This is a genomic window from Pseudomonas sp. ADAK2 (assembly GCF_012935755.1).
GTDB lineage: Bacteria > Pseudomonadota > Gammaproteobacteria > Pseudomonadales > Pseudomonadaceae > Aquipseudomonas.
Genome location: NZ_CP052862.1, coordinates 4,840,717 through 4,858,900, shown reverse-complemented (window position 1 = coordinate 4,858,900; position 18,184 = coordinate 4,840,717). Strand labels below are relative to the sequence as shown.

The following is an 18,184-nucleotide window of genomic DNA, read 5'->3' as shown; positions in this document are numbered from 1 at the left end:
AGAACAAGGAGTCACCATGAAACGCTTCCTGACCGTACTCGCCTTGCTGATCGTCGCGCTCGCCATCGGGGTTGGCGGGTACGTCTACAGCAAGCAGCCGACGCGCCAGGGTCAGGTGACGCTGAACAATCTGCAAGGCTCGGTGACCGTGCGCTACGACGAGCGCGGTGTGCCGCATATTCGCGCCGATAACGAAACCGACCTGTACCGCGCCCTCGGCTACGTGCACGCCCAGGACCGCTTGTTCCAGATGGAAGCCATGCGCCGCCTGGCCCGTGGTGAGCTGGCGGAAGTCCTCGGGCCGAAACTGGTCGACACCGACAAACTGTTCCGCAGCCTGCGCATCCGCGAGCGCGCCGAGAGTTATGTGGCCGCCCTCGACCGCCAGTCACCGGCGTGGAAGGCCCTGCATGCCTACCTGGACGGGATAAACCAATATCAGGACACCCACGCCGCGCCCGCCGAGTTCGACGTGCTGGGGATCCACAAGCGGCCCTTCACCGCAGAAGACAGCATCAGTGTCGCCGGCTACATGGCCTACAGCTTTGCCGCGGCGTTTCGCACCGAACCGTTGCTGACCTACGTGCGCGATCAGCTCGGCCCCGAGTACCTGAACATCTTCGACCTCGACTGGCAGCCCAAAGGCGTGCTGGCCAAGACCCACGCCAAACCCGGCCCAGCTCTGGCCGCCGGTGACTGGAAAGATTTGAACGCCCTCGCCCGCCTCAGCGAACAAGCCCTGGCCGATAACGGCTTGCCGCAGTTCGAAGGCAGCAACGCCTGGGTCATCGCCGGCAACCGCAGCAAAAGCGGCAAGCCGCTGCTGGCCGGCGACCCGCATATTCGTTTCTCGGTGCCGTCGGTGTGGTACGAGGCGCAACTGTCGGCGCCGGGCTTCGAACTGTACGGCCATCATCAGGCGCTGGTGCCGTTTGCCTTTCTCGGCCACAACCTGGATTTCGGCTGGAGCCTGACCATGTTCCAGAACGACGACCTGGACCTGATCGCCGAGAAGGTCAACCCGGACAACCCGAACCAGGTCTGGTATCGCGGCAAATGGGTGGACATGGTCAACACCGAGCAGCAGATCGCCGTGAAGGGCCAGGCGCCGGTGACACTGACCCTGCGCCAGTCGCCCCACGGCCCGATCATCAACGATGCACTCGGCACGGCTGCCGGCAAGACGCCGGTGGCGATGTGGTGGGCATTTCTCGAAACGCCGAACCCGATTCTCGAAGGTTTCTATCAGCTCAACCGCGCCGACACACTGGCCAAGGCCCGCGCTGCTGCCGCCAAAGTGCAGGCTCCGGGATTGAACATCGTTTATGCCAACGCCAAGGGTGATATCGGCTGGTGGGCCTCGGCGTTGCTGCCCAAGCGTGCGGCTGGAGTGAAGCCCGGTTTCATCCTCGACGGCAGCACCAATCAGGCGGACAAGGAAGGCTTCTACCCCTTCAGCGCCAACCCCCAGGAAGAGAACCCGGCACGGGGCTATATCGTCTCGGCCAACTTCCAGCCGGTTTCGCCAACCGGCATGGAGATTCCCGGTTACTACAACCTGGCCGATCGTGGTCAGCAGCTCAATCGCCAGCTCAGCGACAAGAGCGTGAAGTGGGATAACGACGCCAACCAGAAGCTGCAACTGGGCACCACCACCGCCTACGGCCCGCGTTTGTTGGCACCGTTGCTACCGGTGTTGCGTGAAGTGGTGAGCGATCCTGCCGAGCTGAAACTGGTGGAGCAATTAGGCAAATGGCAGGGCGATTACCCGCTCAGCTCCATCAGCGCCACGGTGTTCAACCAGTTCCTGTTCAACCTGACCGATGCGACGCTGCACGATGAGTTGGGCAATGACTTCTTTGAAACCTTGCTCTCGACCCGGGTGATCGACGCCGCGCTGCCGCGTCTGGCCGCGACGGCGGATTCGCCGTGGTGGGACAACCGCAATACCCCGGCCAGGGAAACTCGCGCCGACACGGTGAAAGTGGCGTGGCAGGCGAGCATCGCGCACCTCAAGATCGTGCTCGGTGCTGACTTTGCGCAGTGGCAGTGGGGCAAGGTGCATACGCTGACTCACGGTCATCCGTTGGGCTCACAGAAGCCGCTGGACCGGATCTTCAACGTCGGCCCATTCGATGCGCCCGGCACCCACGAAGTGCCGAACAACCTCTCGGCCCGGATCGGCCCGGCGCCGTGGCCGGTGACGTACGGCCCATCGACCCGACGATTGATTGACTTCGCCGACCCGGCCCATAGCCTGACCATCAACCCGGTCGGCCAGAGTGGCGTGCCGTTTGACAGTCACTATGAGGATCAGGCGGAGGCCTATGTCGATGGGATGTATATGCAGGCGCATTTCAGCGATGAAGAGGTGACGGCTAATACGCGGAGTACGTTGAAGCTGTTGCCGGCGCGGTAGATTTTTGTTGGCTGGGCTGACGTCTTCGCGGGCAAGCCTCGCTCCTACGGACGGTGATATCTGTAGGAGCGAGGCTTGCCCGCGAAGAGGCCTGCACTAACAATGCAAATCTAAATCCCGCGGCGCACCCTCCCCGGCGCCTCGCCATAAATCTCCTTGAATTTCTTGCTGAACGCCGCTTGCGATTGATACCCCACCTGCAGTGCAATATCGCTCAACCCCAAATGCGATTGGCTCAGCAAACTGAACGCCAATTCCATCCGCACCTGCGTCAGCAACACCCACGGCGACACCCCGGCCACCTTCACAAACGCGCGCATGAAGGTCGCCCGGGACATGCTCGCCGCTTCGGCCAGGCTTTCGATGGTCCACTCGTGGGCCGGATCGGCCAGCATCGCCTGCCAGGCGCGGCCCAGGCGCTTGTCGCCGAGTAACGCCAGGGTGCCGCTGGCCGGTCCCAGCGTTGCCAGATGCGCCCGCAGCATCAGGGTGAACAACGCTTGAGATAACGCGTCGAGCAGAAACTTCGCCCCCGCCTGATTGCCCTCCGCCTCACCGCGCAGCACCGCGACCAACGCTGGCAGCGGCCCATTCGCCGGCAGCGCGCCGCTGGGGATCACCAAATACGCAGGCAGTGAGGCAAACAGCAGCGAAGCACGGTTGTAATGGAAGGTCCCGCAAAGCATGTCCAGATCGGCACTGGCGCCACCGATGCGATGCACCGGCAGCGCGCCACCGCGAATGATCTGTTGCGCCGACGGCGCGACGGTTTTACCGGGGCTGTGGATAACGTGGGGCGTGCCGCCGGGCAGCAGCAGGATGTCACCGGCGCGCATGGGCAGGCGCTGGCCGTCGGGGAATTCCACGCGGCACTCGCCGGCCAACACGATGTGATAGGGCGCCATTCCCAGCGCCTGTTGCTCGTGGGCCAAGGCCCAGTCGCCCTGGAACTGGCAGCGCAAATCCAGCGTGCCGCGAACGTTGGCCAGGGTGATGAGTTTATCGATCGGATTCATTTGAGCGCATCGAAGAAAGAACTGAGCGGATCGAACAAACCCGAACCGCGCCAAAGGACAAAACTGAGCGTGTCGAAACAGTACACCCAACCCGCTGAGGAGTTAACGCAATGTTCCATAACTGGTCCGAACTGCTGCCCACCATCCAGAAAGCCTTTGGCGCACTGGGCAAGAGCAACCCGAAAATGGTCAAGGCCTACATGGCCCTTGGTGAAGCCGCTGCGGAAAACGATGTGCTGGATGCCAAGACCCGTGAATTGATTTCCATCGCAGTGGCGATTACCACCCGTTGCGATGGCTGTATTGCCGCGCATACGGATGCGGCGATCAAGGCTGGCGCCAGCCGCGAGGAAGTGGCGGCGACACTGGCTACTGCGATTTCACTGAATGCCGGAGCGGCGTACATCTACTCGCTGCGTACGCTGGAGGCGTATGACTCGCTGAAAGGCTGAGTCGCACTGATCGTTCCCACGCTCTGCGTGGGAATGCTGCCATGGACGCTCTGCGTCCGCTCTTGGGACGCGGAGCGTCCCGGGATGCACTCCCACGCGGAGCGTGGGACCGATCGGCTCTAGACCATCGCCGCAAAGTTCAGCCTGAACTGCTGCGGCGTCACGCCCAGCCGGCGGTTGAATACGCTGCGCATGTGCTGGGCATCGCGAAACCCGCATTGATACGCCACCGTTTTCAGCGGCGAACGCGTGCTCTCCAACAGCACCCGCGCCGCATCCACCCGCGCCCGCTCGACGAATTCCGCCGGAGTGACTTTCGCTTCCTTGGCAAACACCCGGGAAAAATTGCGCGCGCTCATGTTGGCGGCATTGGCGAGATCGGCGAGGGTCAAGTCGCCAGTGAGGTTGGCGAGCACGTAGAGCTGCACCAGCGCCACCGCCGAAGTCGGTTCGGCATGAGGCGTGAGGAACGGGCTGAACTGCGATTGCCCGCCCGAGCGCTGGGTGAACACGACCAGACGCTTGGCCACGCTGAGCGCGACTTCCGGTCCGTGATCGCGCCCCAACAGGTACAGCGACAGATCGATCCCCGCCGTGACCCCGGCCGAGGTGTAGAGCTCGCCGTCCTGCACGTATAAACGATCCGCCTCGACCTGGGTGGACGGACACAACCCCGCCAGCGCCACCGCATCGCCCCAATGCGTGGTGACGGTGCGCCCATCGAGCAACCCGGCCCGGGCCAGCATGAACGCGCCGTTGCAGATCGACCCAAACCGCTGCGCCCGCCCGCAGGCCTCGCGCAACCAGGTGTCGAACGTCGCGCCGAAATTCAGGAACGGCAACTGCGGCCCGCCCGCCACCAACAGCAAGTCATACGCCTCCAGCGCTTCGCTGAAATGCCGATGCGCGTTCAGCGACAAACCGTTGGAACACGGCATCATCCCGCGCTCGACCCCGATCACCTCCAGGCGATAGTGATCCTCCGTTGCCAGGAAGCGATTGGCCTCGGCGAACACATCCATGGGGCCGGTGACGTCCAGGGACTGCACGCCGGAAAACACCACGATGGCGACGGATTTTTGCATGGTTCAAAACGCCTCTATGGCACATAGATCCCCCGTAGCAGCTGTCGAGCGGAGCGAGGCAGCGTTCGGCGACGAAGTCGTCCTAAACCCTGAGCACGCGGTCTACCTGAAACACCGCATAGTCAGATCTCACGACGACTTCGTCGCCGAACGCTGCCTCGCTCCGCTCGACAGCTGCTACGGATCTGCGCCAACCCTACAACAAGCGAGGTTGGCGCGATATGCCTGCTCATTGGCCGGGATCGCAGCCATGGATCGATTGTCCGCTGGCGGGTGCGGGAACAGACTTTACTCATCAGCGCCGCCACGGCGTTCCCCACGAGGAAAGCACCATGAGCAGCATCATTGCCGGTATCAAAATCCCCGACAGCGCGTTGGCCAAGGCCACCACCGAATACATCCGCGACGTCGAATCCGACCTGCTGTATCACCACTCGCGTCGGGTATTCCTGTTCGGTGCCTTGAGCGGTGAACGCAAGCAACTGGCCTACAACCCGGAGTTGCTCTACGTCGGCGCGATGTTCCATGACCTGGGCCTGGTGGAAGGTCAGCGCAGCGACAACGAGCGGTTTGAAGTCGACAGTGCCAATGCGGCTAAAGCCTTCCTCAAGCCTTACGGGCTGAGTGACGACGATATCGAACAAGTGTGGTTATCGATTGCCCTGCACACCACGCCAGGCGTGCCGCAACACTTGCGGCCGAACGTGGCCCTGGTCACCGCCGGTGTCGAGATGGATGTGCTGGGTATCGATTACGCGGCGTTCCCGACGGAACAGCGTGAGGCGGTGGTGCATGCCCACCCCCGTGGCGAAGGCTTCAAGGAATGCATCCTGTGTGCGTTCGCCAATGGCTTCAAACACAAACCGGACACCACGTTCGGCACAGTGAACGCGGATGTGCTGGTGGACAGCGAGCCGGGGTTCAAGCCGATGAACTTTGTCGAGATCATCCGCAAGTCGCCTTGGGTTGCCTGACCCCACACTGATCGTTCCCACGCTCCGCGTGGGAATGCAGCCCGGGACGCTCCGCGTCCCATCAAGAGCCGAACGCGGAGCGTCCATGGAGGCATTCCCACGCAGAGCGTGGGAACGATCACGGCTGGATCAAGCCGCTTCCGGCGCCTGCTGCGCCCGGCGCACGTCCGGCTGCTTCCAGGAATCGGCCGCGCCTTCTTCGATCGCTTGCTGAATTGCCTTTTTGCGCGATTCTTCGGCACGGCGGCTGAAGAACCACACCAGGAACGTCACGATCGACACCGCCAGCAGAATCAGACTGGCCACGGCGTTGATCTCCGGCTTCACGCCCAGGCGCACCGCCGAGAACACTTCCATCGGCAGGGTCGTCGAACCCGGCCCCGAGACGAAGCTCGCCAGCACCAGGTCATCCAGCGACAGCGCGAAGGACATCATCCCGCCCGCCGCCAGCGACGGCGCGATCATCGGAATGGTGATCAGGAAGAACACCTTCCACGGCCGCGCACCGAGGTCCATGGCCGCTTCTTCGATGGACAGGTCCAGCTCACGCAAGCGCGCCGACACCACCACCGCCACATACGCCGCACAGAACGTGGTGTGGGCAATCCAGATGGTGACGATGCCACGTTCCTGTGGCCAACCGATCATCTGCGCCATGGCCACGAACAACAGCAACAGCGACAGACCGGTGATCACTTCCGGCATCACCAACGGCGCGGTGACCAGGCCGCCGAACAGCGTGCGGCCCTTGAAGCGAGTGATCCGCGTCAGCACGAACGCCGCCAGGGTACCGAGGGCCACCGCTGCAATCGCGGTGTAGCAGGCGATTTCCAGCGAGCGCACCACCGAGCCCATCAGTTGGGTGTTGTCGAGCAGGCCGACGTACCACTTGATCGACCAGCCGCCCCACACCGTCACCAGTTTCGAGGCGTTGAACGAGTAGATCACCAGGATCAGCATCGGTGCGTAGATGAACAGCAGACCGACCACCAGCATGAAACTCGAGAAACGGAAGTTCTTCATTCTTTGCCCTCCATTTCTTTGGCCTGACTACGGTTGAACAGAATGATCGGCACAATCAGGATCAACAGCATCACCACCGCCAGGGCAGACGCTACCGGCCAGTCGCGGTTGTTGAAGAATTCTTGCCAGAGCACTTTACCGATCATCAGGGTTTCCGGACCGCCGAGCAGTTCCGGGATCACGAACTCGCCCACCACCGGAATGAACACCAGCATGCAGCCGGCGACGATGCCGTTCTTCGACAGCGGAATGGTGATCTTCCAGAAGCTGTTGAAGGTGCTCGAACCGAGGTCCGACGCGGCTTCCAGCAGGCTGTAGTCGTGCTTCACCAGGTTGGCGTAGAGCGGCAGGATCATGAACGGCAGGTACGAATAGACGACGCCGATGTACACCGCGAGGTTGGTGTTCAGGATCTGCAGCGGTTCGTCGATCCAGCCCATGGTCATCAGGAAACCGTTGAGCAGGCCGTTGTTACTAAGGATGCCCATCCACGCGTAAACGCGGATCAGGATCGCGGTCCAGGTCGGCATCATGATCAGCAGCACCAGCACCGTTTGCAGCTCTTTACGGGCGCTGGCAATGGCGTAGGCCATCGGGTAGCCGATCAACAGGCAGAGGATGGTGCTGATCAGCGCCATCTTCAGCGAGCCAAGGTAGGCGGCGATGTACAACTCGTCGTCGCCAAGCATCGCGTAGTTGCCCAGGTTCAGCAGCAGTTGCAGCTTCTGCTCGGCAAAGGTGTAGATCTCGGTGTACGGCGGGATGGCCACGTCGGCTTCGGCGAAGCTGATCTTCAAGACGATGAAGAACGGCAGCATGAAGAACATGAACAGCCAGATGAACGGGACCCCGATGACCAATTGGCGGCCACCGGGAATTATTCGGTTGAGGCGGCGTTTGAATTTGCGCATGTTCATGAGCGAAGTACCACGCCGCTGTCGTCTTCCCAGTACACGTAAACCTGATCGCCCCAGGTCGGACGCTGACCACGGCGCTCGGCGTTGGCGACAAAGGACTGCACCAGTTTGCCGCTCGGCAATTCGACGTAGAACACCGAGTGGCCGCCGAGGTAGGCGATGTCGTGCACCTTGCCGCTGGACCAGTTGTACTCGCAGGTCGGCATCTCGGCGGTGACCAGCAGTTTCTCCGGACGGATCGCGTAGGTGACCGATTTGTCCTGCACCGAGGTGCTGATGCCGTGGCCGACGTAGATCTGGCGATCGAGGTCTTTGCAGGTAATGGTCGCGTAGCCTTCGGCGTCGTCGATCACCTCGCCTTCGAAGATGTTGACGTTGCCGATGAATTCGCAGACCAGGCGGCTGGTCGGGGTTTCGTAGATGTCGATCGGGCTGCCGATCTGGGCGATCCAGCCCAGGTGCATGATCGCGATGCGCTCGGCCATGGTCATGGCTTCTTCCTGATCGTGGGTCACCATGACGCAGGTCACGCCGACGCGCTCGATGATCTCGACCAGTTCCAGCTGCATTTGCGAACGCAGTTTTTTATCCAGTGCGCCCATCGGTTCATCGAGCAGCAACAGCTTCGGCCGCTTGGCCAGCGAACGGGCCAGGGCCACACGCTGACGCTGGCCGCCGGACAACTGATGCGGCTTGCGCTTGGCGTACTGCGTCATCTGAACCAGCTTGAGCATGTCCGCGACACGGGCATCGACTTCCGACGACGGAATCTTGTCCTGCTTGAGGCCGAAGGCGATGTTTTGCGCCACGGTCATGTGCGGGAACAAGGCGTAGGACTGGAACATCATGTTGATCGGTCGCTCGTACGGCGGCATCTCGGTGATGTCGACGCCGTCGAGGTAAATGCGCCCCTCCGTGGGCCGTTCAAACCCTGCGAGCATGCGCAGCAAGGTGGATTTGCCCGATCCCGAACCGCCGAGCAGGGCGAAGATCTCGCCTTTCTTGATTTCCAGGGACACGTCGTCCACGGCAATCGTCTCGTCGAACTTCTTCGTGACCCGGTCGATTTTGACCAACACCTGTTTCGGTGATTGGTCGCCCTCGAGGGCTTTCTTATAGGCGCCGGAGGCAACTGCCATTTACGAAACTCCCAGAAAAAAAGAGTGCAGTTCGCTCAAGGTGAGCCAACCTTGGATAGTTTGAGCCTTGAAGCTATTTACCCGTCTTGACCGTGGTCCAGCTGCGGGTCATCAAACGTTGAATCTTGGGCGGCAGCTCGATCGACACGTAGGTCTTGTCGAGTACGGCTTGCGGTGGATACACCGATTCGTCCGTGCGGATGGATTGCTCCATCAATTTGTCCGAGCCAGGGTTAGGGTTGGCATAGCCGACCGAATCACTGACCTGAGCAATCACTTCAGGCTTGAGCAAATAGTTGATGAAGGCGTGGGCTTCCTTGACGTTGGACGAGTCCTTCGGAATCGCCAGCATGTCGAACCACAGCGCCCCACCCTCTTTCGGAATGGTGTAGGCCACATTTACGCCTTTGCCGGCTTCGGCCGCCCGGGCCTTGGCCTGGAACATGTCACCGGAGAAACCGATGGCAATGCAGATGTCGCCGTTGGCCAGGTCCGAGATGTACTTGGACGAATGGAAGTACGTCACGTAAGGCCGCACCGCGAGCAACTTGGCGGTGGCCTTTTTGTAGTCTTCAGGGTTGGTGCTGTTGGCATTCAGGCCCATGTAATTGAGGACCGTCGGCATCATTTCATCGGCGGAATCGAGGAACGCCACGCCGCAGCTGTGCAGTTTCTTGATGTTCTCCGGCTCGAACAGCACGCTCCAGGAGTCGATCTTGTCGACGCCCAGCACTTGCTTGATCTTGTCGACGTTGTAGCCGATGCCGTTGGTGCCCCACAGGTACGGCACGGCGTACTGGTTGCCCGGATCATTCTGTTCCAGGCGCTTGAGCAGCACCGGGTCGAGGTTGGCGTAGTGGGTCAGCAACTTGCGGTCGAGCTTCTGGAATGCGCCGGCCTTGATCTGCTTGCCGAGGAAGTGGTTGGACGGCACGACCACGTCGTAGCCGGTGCGCCCGGCCAGCAACTTGCCTTCCAGGGTTTCGTTGGAGTCGAACACGTCATACACCGGCTTGATCCCGGTTTCTTTCTGGAAGTCAGCCAGGGTGGTCGAGCCGATGTAGTCCGACCAGTTATAAATATGCACCGTACCGGCGGCCTGGACACTGACAGCCAGTGTCAACCCGGCGCCGACCAGCAGGGCATTGCGCAATAAAGAAAAAATAGGCACGTGGAGGTCCTCTAAAATTAGTTGGGCCCAAGTTGCCCAGCGTTACATGACAGCCATGGCTGCCTGGCAACAAAACCGGCGCGCAACTTACCCTCGATAAACCTTTCCAGCAAAACTTTTATGCAGATACCTGTAGCAGCTGCCGAAGGCTGCGTTAAGGTCCGGAGGACCTTCCCGCGTTTTCAAGAGCACAACTGCTTCGCAGTTGAACGCAGCCTGCGGCAGCTGCTACAGGGTTTACTACTTACTTACCGGACTTGATCTTGGTCCAGCTGCGGGTCAGGTCACGCTGAGTAGCGGCCGGCAAATCGGCAATCGCGTACAACTTGGCCTGCACATCGGCAGTCGGGTAGATGCCCGGGTCCGAGGTGATGTCCTTGCTCACGAACTGAGTCGCTTCGGCGTTACCGTTAGGGAAACGCACGGCGTTGGTGATGTCGGCCATCACTTTCGGCTGCAACAGGTAGTTCATGAATTTGTAGGCACCATCGACGTTTTCCGCATCTTTCGGAATCGCGACCATGTCATAGAAGCTGCCAGCGCCTTCTTTCGGAATCGCGTAGCTGACTTTGACCTTGTCACCGGCTTCAGCAGCACGGGACTTGGCTTGTTGCACGTCACCCGAGTAACCGACCGCTACGCAGATGTTGCCGTTGGCCAGGTCGGAGATGTACTTGGACGAGTGGAAGTAGGTGACCGAAGGACGAATCTTGAGGAACAGTTCTTCGGCTTTCTTGATGTCTTCTTTCTTCTGGCTGTCGGTTGGCAAGCCCAGGTAGTGCAGCGCGATCGGCAGCATTTCAGTCGGCGAGTCGAGGAAGCTCACACCGCAGCCCTTGAGCTTGGCGATGTTTTCAGGCTTGAACAGGGTGTCCCAGGAATCGATGGTGTCGACGCCCAACGCGGCTTTGACTTTCTCCGGGTTGTAACCGATGCCGATCGAGCCCCACATGTAAGGGAAGGCGTGTTTGTTGTCCGGGTCGCTGACGGAAACCGCTTTAAGCAGCGACTTGTTCAGGTTGCCGTAGTTGGACAGCTTGGACTTGTCCAGCTCCTGGTAAACCTTGGCCTTGATCTGCTTGGCGAGGAAGTTGTTCGACGGCACGACCACGTCGTAGCCGGACTTGCCTGCCAGCAACTTGGCTTCCAGGGTTTCGTTGCTGTCGAAAACGTCGTACACCACCTTGATCCCGGACTCTTTCTCGAAGTTCGCGATGGTGTCCGGTGCAATGTAGTCGGACCAGTTGTAGACGTGCAGTACCTTGTCATCAGCCTGTACTGCACCCGCCATCACGCCCATCAGGGACATGGCGAGGAGGGTCTTGCCAGCTATCTTCATACCTAATGCCTTCATGGGTAATGCTCCAATTTTTCTTTTTAACCACGTGCTCAGCGGCCTGTTACTGGGCATCCGAACAACCGGTAGTCTGGCAAGTTCCGAGGCAGGCTTTCAAGGAAAGACCCATCCTTTATTTGCACTGGGCGAAGTGTCGACCGCACACCTCGCCCAGAGCCTAGCACTTAGCCCTGCAACGCACTCAGGGTCAGGTCCAGGCACTTGCGCGCCTTGGTCACCAACTCATCGATTTCCGCCGGTGTAATCACCAATGGCGGGGAAATGATCATGGTGTCGCCCACCGCACGCATGATCAGGCCGTTGTCGAAGCAGAAGGTGCGGCAAATCATGCCGACGCCCTTGCCTTCATAACGTTTGCGAGTGGCCTTGTCCTGGACCAGTTCGATGGCCCCCAACATGCCAACACCACGCACTTCCCCCACCAACGGGTGATCGTTCAGTTCCCGTAGACGCTTTTGCAAATAGGGTGCCGTTTCGGCATGGACGCGCTCGATAATTTTTTCTTCGCGCAGGATGCGGATGTTTTCCAGCGCTACCGCCGCGGCCACCGGGTGCCCGGAGTAGGTGAAACCGTGGTTGAAATCGCCGCCCTCGTTGAGCACCTTCACCACGTCATCGCGCACGATCAGGCCACCCATCGGGATGTAGCCGGAGGTCAGGCCCTTGGCGATGGTCATCATGTCGGGTTTCAGATCGTAGTGATCGCTACCGAACCACTCACCGGTACGGCCGAAACCGCAGATCACTTCGTCCGCCACGAACAGGATGTCGTACTTGGCGAGGATCTCCTTGATGCGCGGCCAGTAGCTGTCTGGCGGCACGATCACGCCACCGGCACCCTGGATCGGCTCGGCAATAAAGGCACCGACGTTGTCCACGCCGACTTCCAGAATCTTCTCTTCCAGCTGATTGGCAGCCCAGATCCCGAACTCGTCCGGGCTCATGTCGCCGCCTTCACCGAACCAGTACGGTTGAGCGATGTGGACGATGCCCGGGATCGGCAAGTCGCCCTGTTCGTGCATATAGGTCATGCCGCCCAGGCTCGCGCCGGCCACGGTGGAACCGTGATAACCGTTCTTGCGACTGATGATGACTTTCTTGTTCGGCTGGCCCTTGATCGCCCAGTAGTGGCGGACCATGCGCAGCATGGTGTCGTTGCCTTCCGAGCCCGAACCGGTGAAGAACACGTGGTTCATGCCTTCCGGCGCGATGTCGGAAATGGCTTTGGCCAGTTCCAGCACTGGCGGGTGAGCGGTCTGGAAGAACAAGTTGTAATAAGGCAGTTCGCGCATCTGTTTGGCGGCGGCGTCGGCCAGTTCATCACGACCGTAGCCGATCGCTACGCACCACAGGCCGGCCATGCCGTCGAGGATCTTGTTGCCTTCGCTGTCCCAGAGGTAAACGCCCTTGGCGCTGGTGATGATGCGCGGGCCTTTCTCTTTGAGCTGTTTGAAATCGCTGAACGGCGCCAGGTGGTGATCGCTGCTCAAGGCTTGCCATTCACGGGTTTGCGGGTTGTTGCTGGTCATGCGAATTCTCCTGTTTTTTGCAGTGAAGGGCGCGGAAGCTTCCGTCCGCGCCCCGGCGCATCAGACGGCGAAGAGCAGGAATTCCCGCTCCCAAGAACTGATCACGCGCTTGAAGTTTTCATGCTCGGCCCGCTTGACCGCGACGTAGCCTGTGATGAATTTCTTGCCCAGGTATTTCTCGATGGTCGCGCTGTGTTCCATGCGTTCCAGCGCGTCTTCGATGGTCAGTGGCAGGCGCAGGTTGCGGCGTTCATAGCCACGCCCCACTACCGGCGCACTCGGGTTCAGGCCTTCGACCATGCCGATGTAACCGCAGAGCAGGCTCGCGGCAATCGCCAGGTAGGGGTTGGCGTCGGCGCCCGGCAGGCGGTTTTCCACCCGACGGTTTTGCGGGCCGGCATCCGGCACGCGCAGGCCCACCGTGCGGTTTTCTTCGCCCCACTCCACGTTCACCGGCGCCGAGGTGTCCGGCAGGAAGCGGCGGAACGAGTTGACGTTCGGGGCGAACAGCGGCAGCAGCTCGGGGATCAGTTTCTGCAAACCACCGATGTGATGCAGGAACAACTGGCTCATGGTCCCGTCTTCGTTGGAGAAGACGTTCTTGCCGGTCTCGATATCGATGATGCTCTGGTGGATATGCATCGCGCTGCCGGGTTCGCCGGTCATGGGCTTGGCCATGAACGTCGCCGCGACGTCGTGCTTGAGCGCGGCCTCGCGCATGGTGCGCTTGAACACCAGGATCTGGTCGGCCAGGGACAGGGCATCGCCGTGACGGAAGTTGATTTCCATCTGCGCCGTGCCGTCCTCGTGGATCAGCGTGTCGAGGTCCAGTTCCTGCAGTTCGCACCAGTCGTAGACGTCTTCGAACAGCGGGTCGAATTCGTTCGCCGCTTCAATCGAGAACGACTGGCGACCGGTTTCCGGGCGACCGGAACGGCCAATCGGCGGTTGCAGCGGGAAGTCCGGGTCTTCGCAACGTTTGGTCAGGTAGAACTCCATTTCCGGCGCCACGATCGGCTGCCAGCCTTTGTCGGCATAGAGTTTCAAAACCTTCTTCAATACGTTGCGCGGCGACAGCTCGATCGGGTTGCCTTGCTTGTCGTAGGTGTCGTGGATCACCTGAGCGGTAGGCTCGATGGACCAGGGCACCAGGTACACCGCGTTCTGGTCGGGGCGGCAGATCATGTCGATGTCGGCCGGGTCGAGCAGTTCGTAATAGATGTCGTCTTCGACATAGTCGCCGGTCACGGTCTGCAACAGAACGCTCTCGGGCAGGCGCATGCCTTTTTCGGCGATGAACTTGTTGGTCGGCGAAATCTTGCCCCGGGTGATCCCGGTCAAGTCGGCGATCATGCATTCGACTTCTGTGATCTTGTGGTCTTTCAACCAATCGGTGAGCTGGTCGAGGTTGTTACTCATAAATGCCTCTAGGCTGAGTTTCCTGACTCTTATAAGTCAGGCGTTGTTTGACGCATCGGCGTCGCGTGATACAGATTGCCACTGCAAGGGCCGCGCACAAATACCCGCCGCGGCCAGGGCGTGGGTGATGGAAAGCGTAGCCGGACGTGCAGAATCATGAGCAGGGCTCGACGCATTGGCCAGGCCACTGAAGTAAAACGGTTCTATATTGGAAACAGAGGCAGTAAAGAGAATGTCGTGCGGAGCGTCCAGAATATCGGACGGGGACGCAAAAGCTGCCGGGGAAAGAAGAGTCGACGACACGCCTTTGGCAACTTGGGCCTTGGTGTGAACGCAACGATCGCCACTGATGTGATGAGCATGCAGACCGATCTGCCCAGAGCAGATGGTGACGCCGATTAACGGCAGGCGAGACATGAAGCACCCCGGTATTATTGCTGTTATGGGTTTGAATCGAGCTTAGCCTTGTTCATTTTTTTACACAACACCCCCGTAAAAAATACAACACGGCCCGCTCAAGCCCGCGGGCGCCAAAGCGCTCAAAGGCATAAAAACGCCCCAAACTGCCTCAAAAAAGCCTTGCGAGCGCTTTTTTAGGGCAAAAAAGGCCTCGCTTGACTTCGGCATGCCGTTCGGGTTGACTGAAACCCGAAGAGATCAATGATTGATATTTTTAACAACAAAGGTGTTGCATCATGTCGGTACCCCCGCGTGCCGTTCAGCTTAACGAAGCGAACGCGTTCCTTAAGGAACATCCTGAGGTTCTGTACGTTGACCTTCTGATTGCGGATATGAATGGTGTGGTGCGCGGCAAGCGCATTGAACGCACCAGCCTCCACAAGGTTTACGAGAAAGGCATCAACCTGCCGGCCTCTCTATTTGCTCTGGATATCAATGGCTCGACGGTGGAAAGCACCGGCCTGGGCCTGGACATCGGCGATGCTGACCGAATCTGCTATCCAATCCCCGACACCCTGTGCAATGAGCCATGGCAAAAGCGCCCTACCGCGCAACTGCTGATGACCATGCACGAAATCGAAGGTGAACCTTTCTTCGCGGATCCCCGTGAAGTTTTGCGTCAAGTTGTTACCAAGTTCGATGACATGGGTCTGACGATCTGTGCCGCGTTCGAACTGGAGTTCTACCTGATCGACCAGGAGAACGTGAACGGCCGACCGCAACCGCCGCGCTCGCCGATCTCGGGCAAACGCCCGCATTCGACACAGGTCTACCTGATCGACGACCTCGACGAATACGTCGACTGCCTCCAGGACATTCTGGAAGGTGCGAAAGAGCAAGGCATCCCGGCTGACGCCATCGTCAAGGAAAGTGCCCCGGCGCAGTTCGAAGTGAACCTGCACCACGTCGCCGACCCGATCAAGGCTTGCGACTACGCGGTACTGCTCAAGCGCCTGATCAAGAACATCGCCTACGATCATGAGATGGACACCACCTTCATGGCCAAGCCTTACCCAGGCCAGGCGGGTAACGGGCTGCACGTCCACATCTCGATTCTCGACCGTGACGGCAAGAATATTTTTGCCAGCGAGGATCCCGAGCAGAACGCCGCACTGCGTCACGCGATCGGCGGTGTGCTCGAGACCCTACCGGCGCAAATGGCTTTCCTGTGCCCGAACGTCAACTCGTACCGTCGTTTCGGCGCACAGTTCTACGTGCCGAACTCGCCGTGCTGGGGCCTGGACAACCGGACCGTGGCGATTCGCGTACCGACCGGCTCGTCCGACGCGGTGCGTATCGAACACCGTGTTGCCGGCGCCGATGCCAACCCGTACCTGCTGATGGCTTCGGTCCTGGCAGGCGTGCATCACGGCCTGACCAACAAGATCGAGCCGGGCGCGCCCGTGGAAGGCAACTCCTACGAGCAAAACGAGCAAAGCCTGCCGAACAACCTGCGTGATGCACTGCGCGAGTTGGACGACAGCGAAGTCATGGCCAAGTACATCGATCCGAAATACATCGATATCTTCGTGGCTTGCAAGGAAAGTGAGCTGGAGGAGTTCGAACACTCCATCTCCGACCTTGAGTACAACTGGTACCTGCATACCGTTTAAGCGGTTGCAGTAAAAAAGGAACGCCGTTGGCTGATGAAGCTGACGGCGTTTTTTTATGGCCGCCACCAAACCCTGTGGCGAGGGAGCTTGCTCCCGCTGGAGGCCGAAGGACTCCCTTTAACCGGCGACGACAGATACACCGCATTGCCCGCTTTGGGGCCGCTTCGCGACCCAGCGGGAGCAAGCTCCCTCGCCACAATGGATCACCGACAACCACAGGGGATATGGAACATCCTCTCGCTCTGCGTACAATGCCCGCTGCCCCGCAGGAGACTCCAATGACGCGCCCCGCCCCTATCCGCAAACCCCGCGCACGCAGCCAGGCGCGGATCGACTCGATACTCGATGCCGCCCGCACGCTGCTGGCCGCCGAGGGCGTGGCCAGCCTGTCGATCTACAGCGTCGCCGAGCGCGCGGAGATTCCGCCCTCCTCCGTCTACCACTTCTTCGCCAGCGTCCCGGCCCTGCTCGAAGCCCTGACCGCCGACGTCCACGCCGCCTTCCGCGCCTGCCTGCAAGCGCCGATCGACCACGACGCCCTGCATGGCTGGCGCGACCTGTCGCGGTTGGTGGAACAGCGCATGCTCGACATCTACGGCGAAGACGCCGCCGCCCGCCAGCTGATCCTCGCCCAACACGGCCTCACCGAAGTCACCCAGGCTGACCGCCAGCACGATATTGAGCTGGGTGACCTGATGCACAAGCTGTTCGATCATCACTTCGAACTGCCGAGGCTGACGATGGACGTGGATGTGTTTGCGTTGGCCATGGAGCTGGGCGACCGCGTCTATGCACGCTCGGTGCAACAGCATGGGCAGATCACCCCGCGCATGGCTGAGGAAGGGATGCGGGTGTTTGATGCGTATCTGGGGCTGTATTTACCGCCCTACTTGCCCAAGCGCACGCTTGCCAACTAATGCCCTACGACGCTTCGCAATCGTGGAGTGTCAACCGTCGAACAACCGACCCGGGCAGCAACAGCCCGCCCGGCGCCACCACCGCGTTGGCTCCGAGGCGCGACCCATCGCCCATCAACGCGCCGAACTTGTCACAACCGGTAGCCTGAAGCACCCCGCCTACCCGCACATTCACCCCTTTGTCAGCACGTTCGTTACGGTAGTTGGCGATGATGCTGCCCGCCTCCAGATTGACACCGGCACCTAACACCGAATCACCGACAAAGTTGAAATGCGCCAGTTTGCTGCCGCTGAAAACGAACGAAGACTTGAGCTCCGCTCCTGGGCCAATGATGCAATTCGCCCCGAGCCAGCACCCGCCGCGCAAGTAGGCACCCGCAGCGATAAAACAACTGGGGCCGATAATCAACGGCCCTTTCAGCACAGCGCCCGCTTCCACCTGCGCGGTGCGATGGATTGCGATGTCGTCGACCATCTCATAGTCGTCCGCGGGCAGCTGCGAAAGCAGATGCTGCACACGCTCGGGCGCATTGATCACCAGTTCCCACGGCGAAAGGTGCGCCCATTCGGCGATGGGTGAATGCGAAATCTCCTGAATGTAATCAGCCATTCTGACGGTCACTGTTGAGCCCCTCTGCGTCTGCTTTCGATTCGACAGAAGGCACTCTAACACCGCCCGCGCAGGCAAAAAAAA

The 18,184-nt window shown here is 60.2% G+C and carries 16 protein-coding genes; 5 read left to right on the top strand and 11 right to left on the bottom strand.

All coding sequences use genetic code 11. The features are described 5' to 3' along the window. Window positions 1–16 precede the first annotated feature (16 nt). A complete protein-coding gene (locus HKK52_RS22275) occupies window positions 17–2,419 on the top strand; it encodes a penicillin acylase family protein (protein WP_169372603.1) in 2,403 nt (800 codons plus the stop codon). A 110-nt stretch (window positions 2,420–2,529) separates the two neighbouring features. On the opposite strand, the gene HKK52_RS22270 is transcribed toward HKK52_RS22275, so the two are convergent. After that, window positions 2,530–3,435 carry an AraC family transcriptional regulator gene (locus tag HKK52_RS22270; protein ID WP_169372602.1) on the bottom strand — a complete coding sequence of 302 codons (906 nt, stop codon included), beginning with the start codon at window positions 3,433–3,435 and terminating at the stop codon, window positions 2,530–2,532. Between the two features lie 110 nt (window positions 3,436–3,545). Between HKK52_RS22270 and HKK52_RS22265 the strand changes: the two genes are divergently transcribed. Next, a complete protein-coding gene (locus HKK52_RS22265) occupies window positions 3,546–3,887 on the top strand; it encodes a carboxymuconolactone decarboxylase family protein (RefSeq protein ID WP_169372601.1) in 342 nt (113 codons plus the stop codon). Between the two features lie 119 nt (window positions 3,888–4,006). On the opposite strand, the gene HKK52_RS22260 is transcribed toward HKK52_RS22265, so the two are convergent. Continuing rightward, on the bottom strand, window positions 4,007–4,972 hold the full coding sequence (locus tag HKK52_RS22260; RefSeq protein WP_169372600.1) for a GlxA family transcriptional regulator: 966 nt from the start codon (window positions 4,970–4,972) through the stop codon (window positions 4,007–4,009). A 332-nt stretch (window positions 4,973–5,304) separates the two neighbouring features. Here HKK52_RS22260 and HKK52_RS22255 point away from each other — a divergent pair, with 332 nt between their 5' ends. After that, the gene (locus tag HKK52_RS22255) at window positions 5,305–5,946 is read left to right on the top strand and encodes an HD domain-containing protein (protein ID WP_169372599.1); all 642 of its coding nucleotides are present in this window, start codon (window positions 5,305–5,307) and stop codon (window positions 5,944–5,946) included. Window positions 5,947–6,075: 129 nt separating this feature from the next. Here the strand turns inward: HKK52_RS22255 and HKK52_RS22250 are convergent, their stop codons facing one another. The 8 genes from HKK52_RS22250 to HKK52_RS22215 form a co-directional block, all read right to left on the bottom strand. Next, the gene (locus HKK52_RS22250; protein ID WP_169372598.1) at window positions 6,076–6,969 is read right to left on the bottom strand and encodes an ABC transporter permease subunit; all 894 of its coding nucleotides are present in this window, start codon (window positions 6,967–6,969) and stop codon (window positions 6,076–6,078) included. Next, the gene (locus tag HKK52_RS22245) at window positions 6,966–7,847 is read right to left on the bottom strand and encodes an ABC transporter permease subunit (RefSeq protein WP_178117496.1); all 882 of its coding nucleotides are present in this window, start codon (window positions 7,845–7,847) and stop codon (window positions 6,966–6,968) included. The genes HKK52_RS22250 and HKK52_RS22245 overlap by 4 nt, the downstream gene beginning before the upstream one ends. Window positions 7,848–7,882: 35 nt before the next feature. Further along, the gene (locus HKK52_RS22240) at window positions 7,883–9,025 is read right to left on the bottom strand and encodes an ABC transporter ATP-binding protein (RefSeq protein WP_169372596.1); all 1,143 of its coding nucleotides are present in this window, start codon (window positions 9,023–9,025) and stop codon (window positions 7,883–7,885) included. A 73-nt stretch (window positions 9,026–9,098) separates the two neighbouring features. Continuing rightward, window positions 9,099–10,196: a polyamine ABC transporter substrate-binding protein gene (locus tag HKK52_RS22235; protein WP_169372595.1), complete on the bottom strand. Its 1,098-nt coding sequence runs from the start codon at window positions 10,194–10,196 to the stop codon at window positions 9,099–9,101. A 244-nt stretch (window positions 10,197–10,440) separates the two neighbouring features. Continuing rightward, window positions 10,441–11,535: a polyamine ABC transporter substrate-binding protein gene (locus tag HKK52_RS22230; protein WP_169374279.1), complete on the bottom strand. Its 1,095-nt coding sequence runs from the start codon at window positions 11,533–11,535 to the stop codon at window positions 10,441–10,443. A 182-nt stretch (window positions 11,536–11,717) separates the two neighbouring features. Beyond that, the gene (locus tag HKK52_RS22225; protein WP_169372594.1) at window positions 11,718–13,082 is read right to left on the bottom strand and encodes an aspartate aminotransferase family protein; all 1,365 of its coding nucleotides are present in this window, start codon (window positions 13,080–13,082) and stop codon (window positions 11,718–11,720) included. Between the two features lie 60 nt (window positions 13,083–13,142). Beyond that, entirely contained in the window at window positions 13,143–14,501 is a 1,359-nt protein-coding gene (locus HKK52_RS22220) for a glutamine synthetase family protein (protein ID WP_149660257.1), read from the bottom strand. A 36-nt stretch (window positions 14,502–14,537) separates the two neighbouring features. Then, window positions 14,538–14,918 (bottom strand): glutamine amidotransferase, encoded by a 381-nt coding sequence (locus HKK52_RS22215; protein WP_169372593.1) that lies wholly within the window; start codon window positions 14,916–14,918, stop codon window positions 14,538–14,540. Window positions 14,919–15,196: 278 nt separating this feature from the next. Here HKK52_RS22215 and HKK52_RS22210 point away from each other — a divergent pair, with 278 nt between their 5' ends. Both HKK52_RS22210 and HKK52_RS22205 read left to right on the top strand, forming a co-directional pair. Then, window positions 15,197–16,573: a glutamine synthetase family protein gene (locus HKK52_RS22210; RefSeq protein ID WP_123404014.1), complete on the top strand. Its 1,377-nt coding sequence runs from the start codon at window positions 15,197–15,199 to the stop codon at window positions 16,571–16,573. A gap of 278 nt (window positions 16,574–16,851) precedes the next feature. Next, a complete protein-coding gene (locus tag HKK52_RS22205) occupies window positions 16,852–17,490 on the top strand; it encodes a TetR/AcrR family transcriptional regulator (RefSeq protein WP_169372592.1) in 639 nt (212 codons plus the stop codon). A 4-nt stretch (window positions 17,491–17,494) separates the two neighbouring features. Here HKK52_RS22205 and HKK52_RS22200 read toward each other — a convergent pair whose 3' ends face one another. Further along, window positions 17,495–18,100: an LpxA family transferase gene (locus tag HKK52_RS22200; protein WP_169372591.1), complete on the bottom strand. Its 606-nt coding sequence runs from the start codon at window positions 18,098–18,100 to the stop codon at window positions 17,495–17,497. Window positions 18,101–18,184 lie beyond the last annotated feature (84 nt).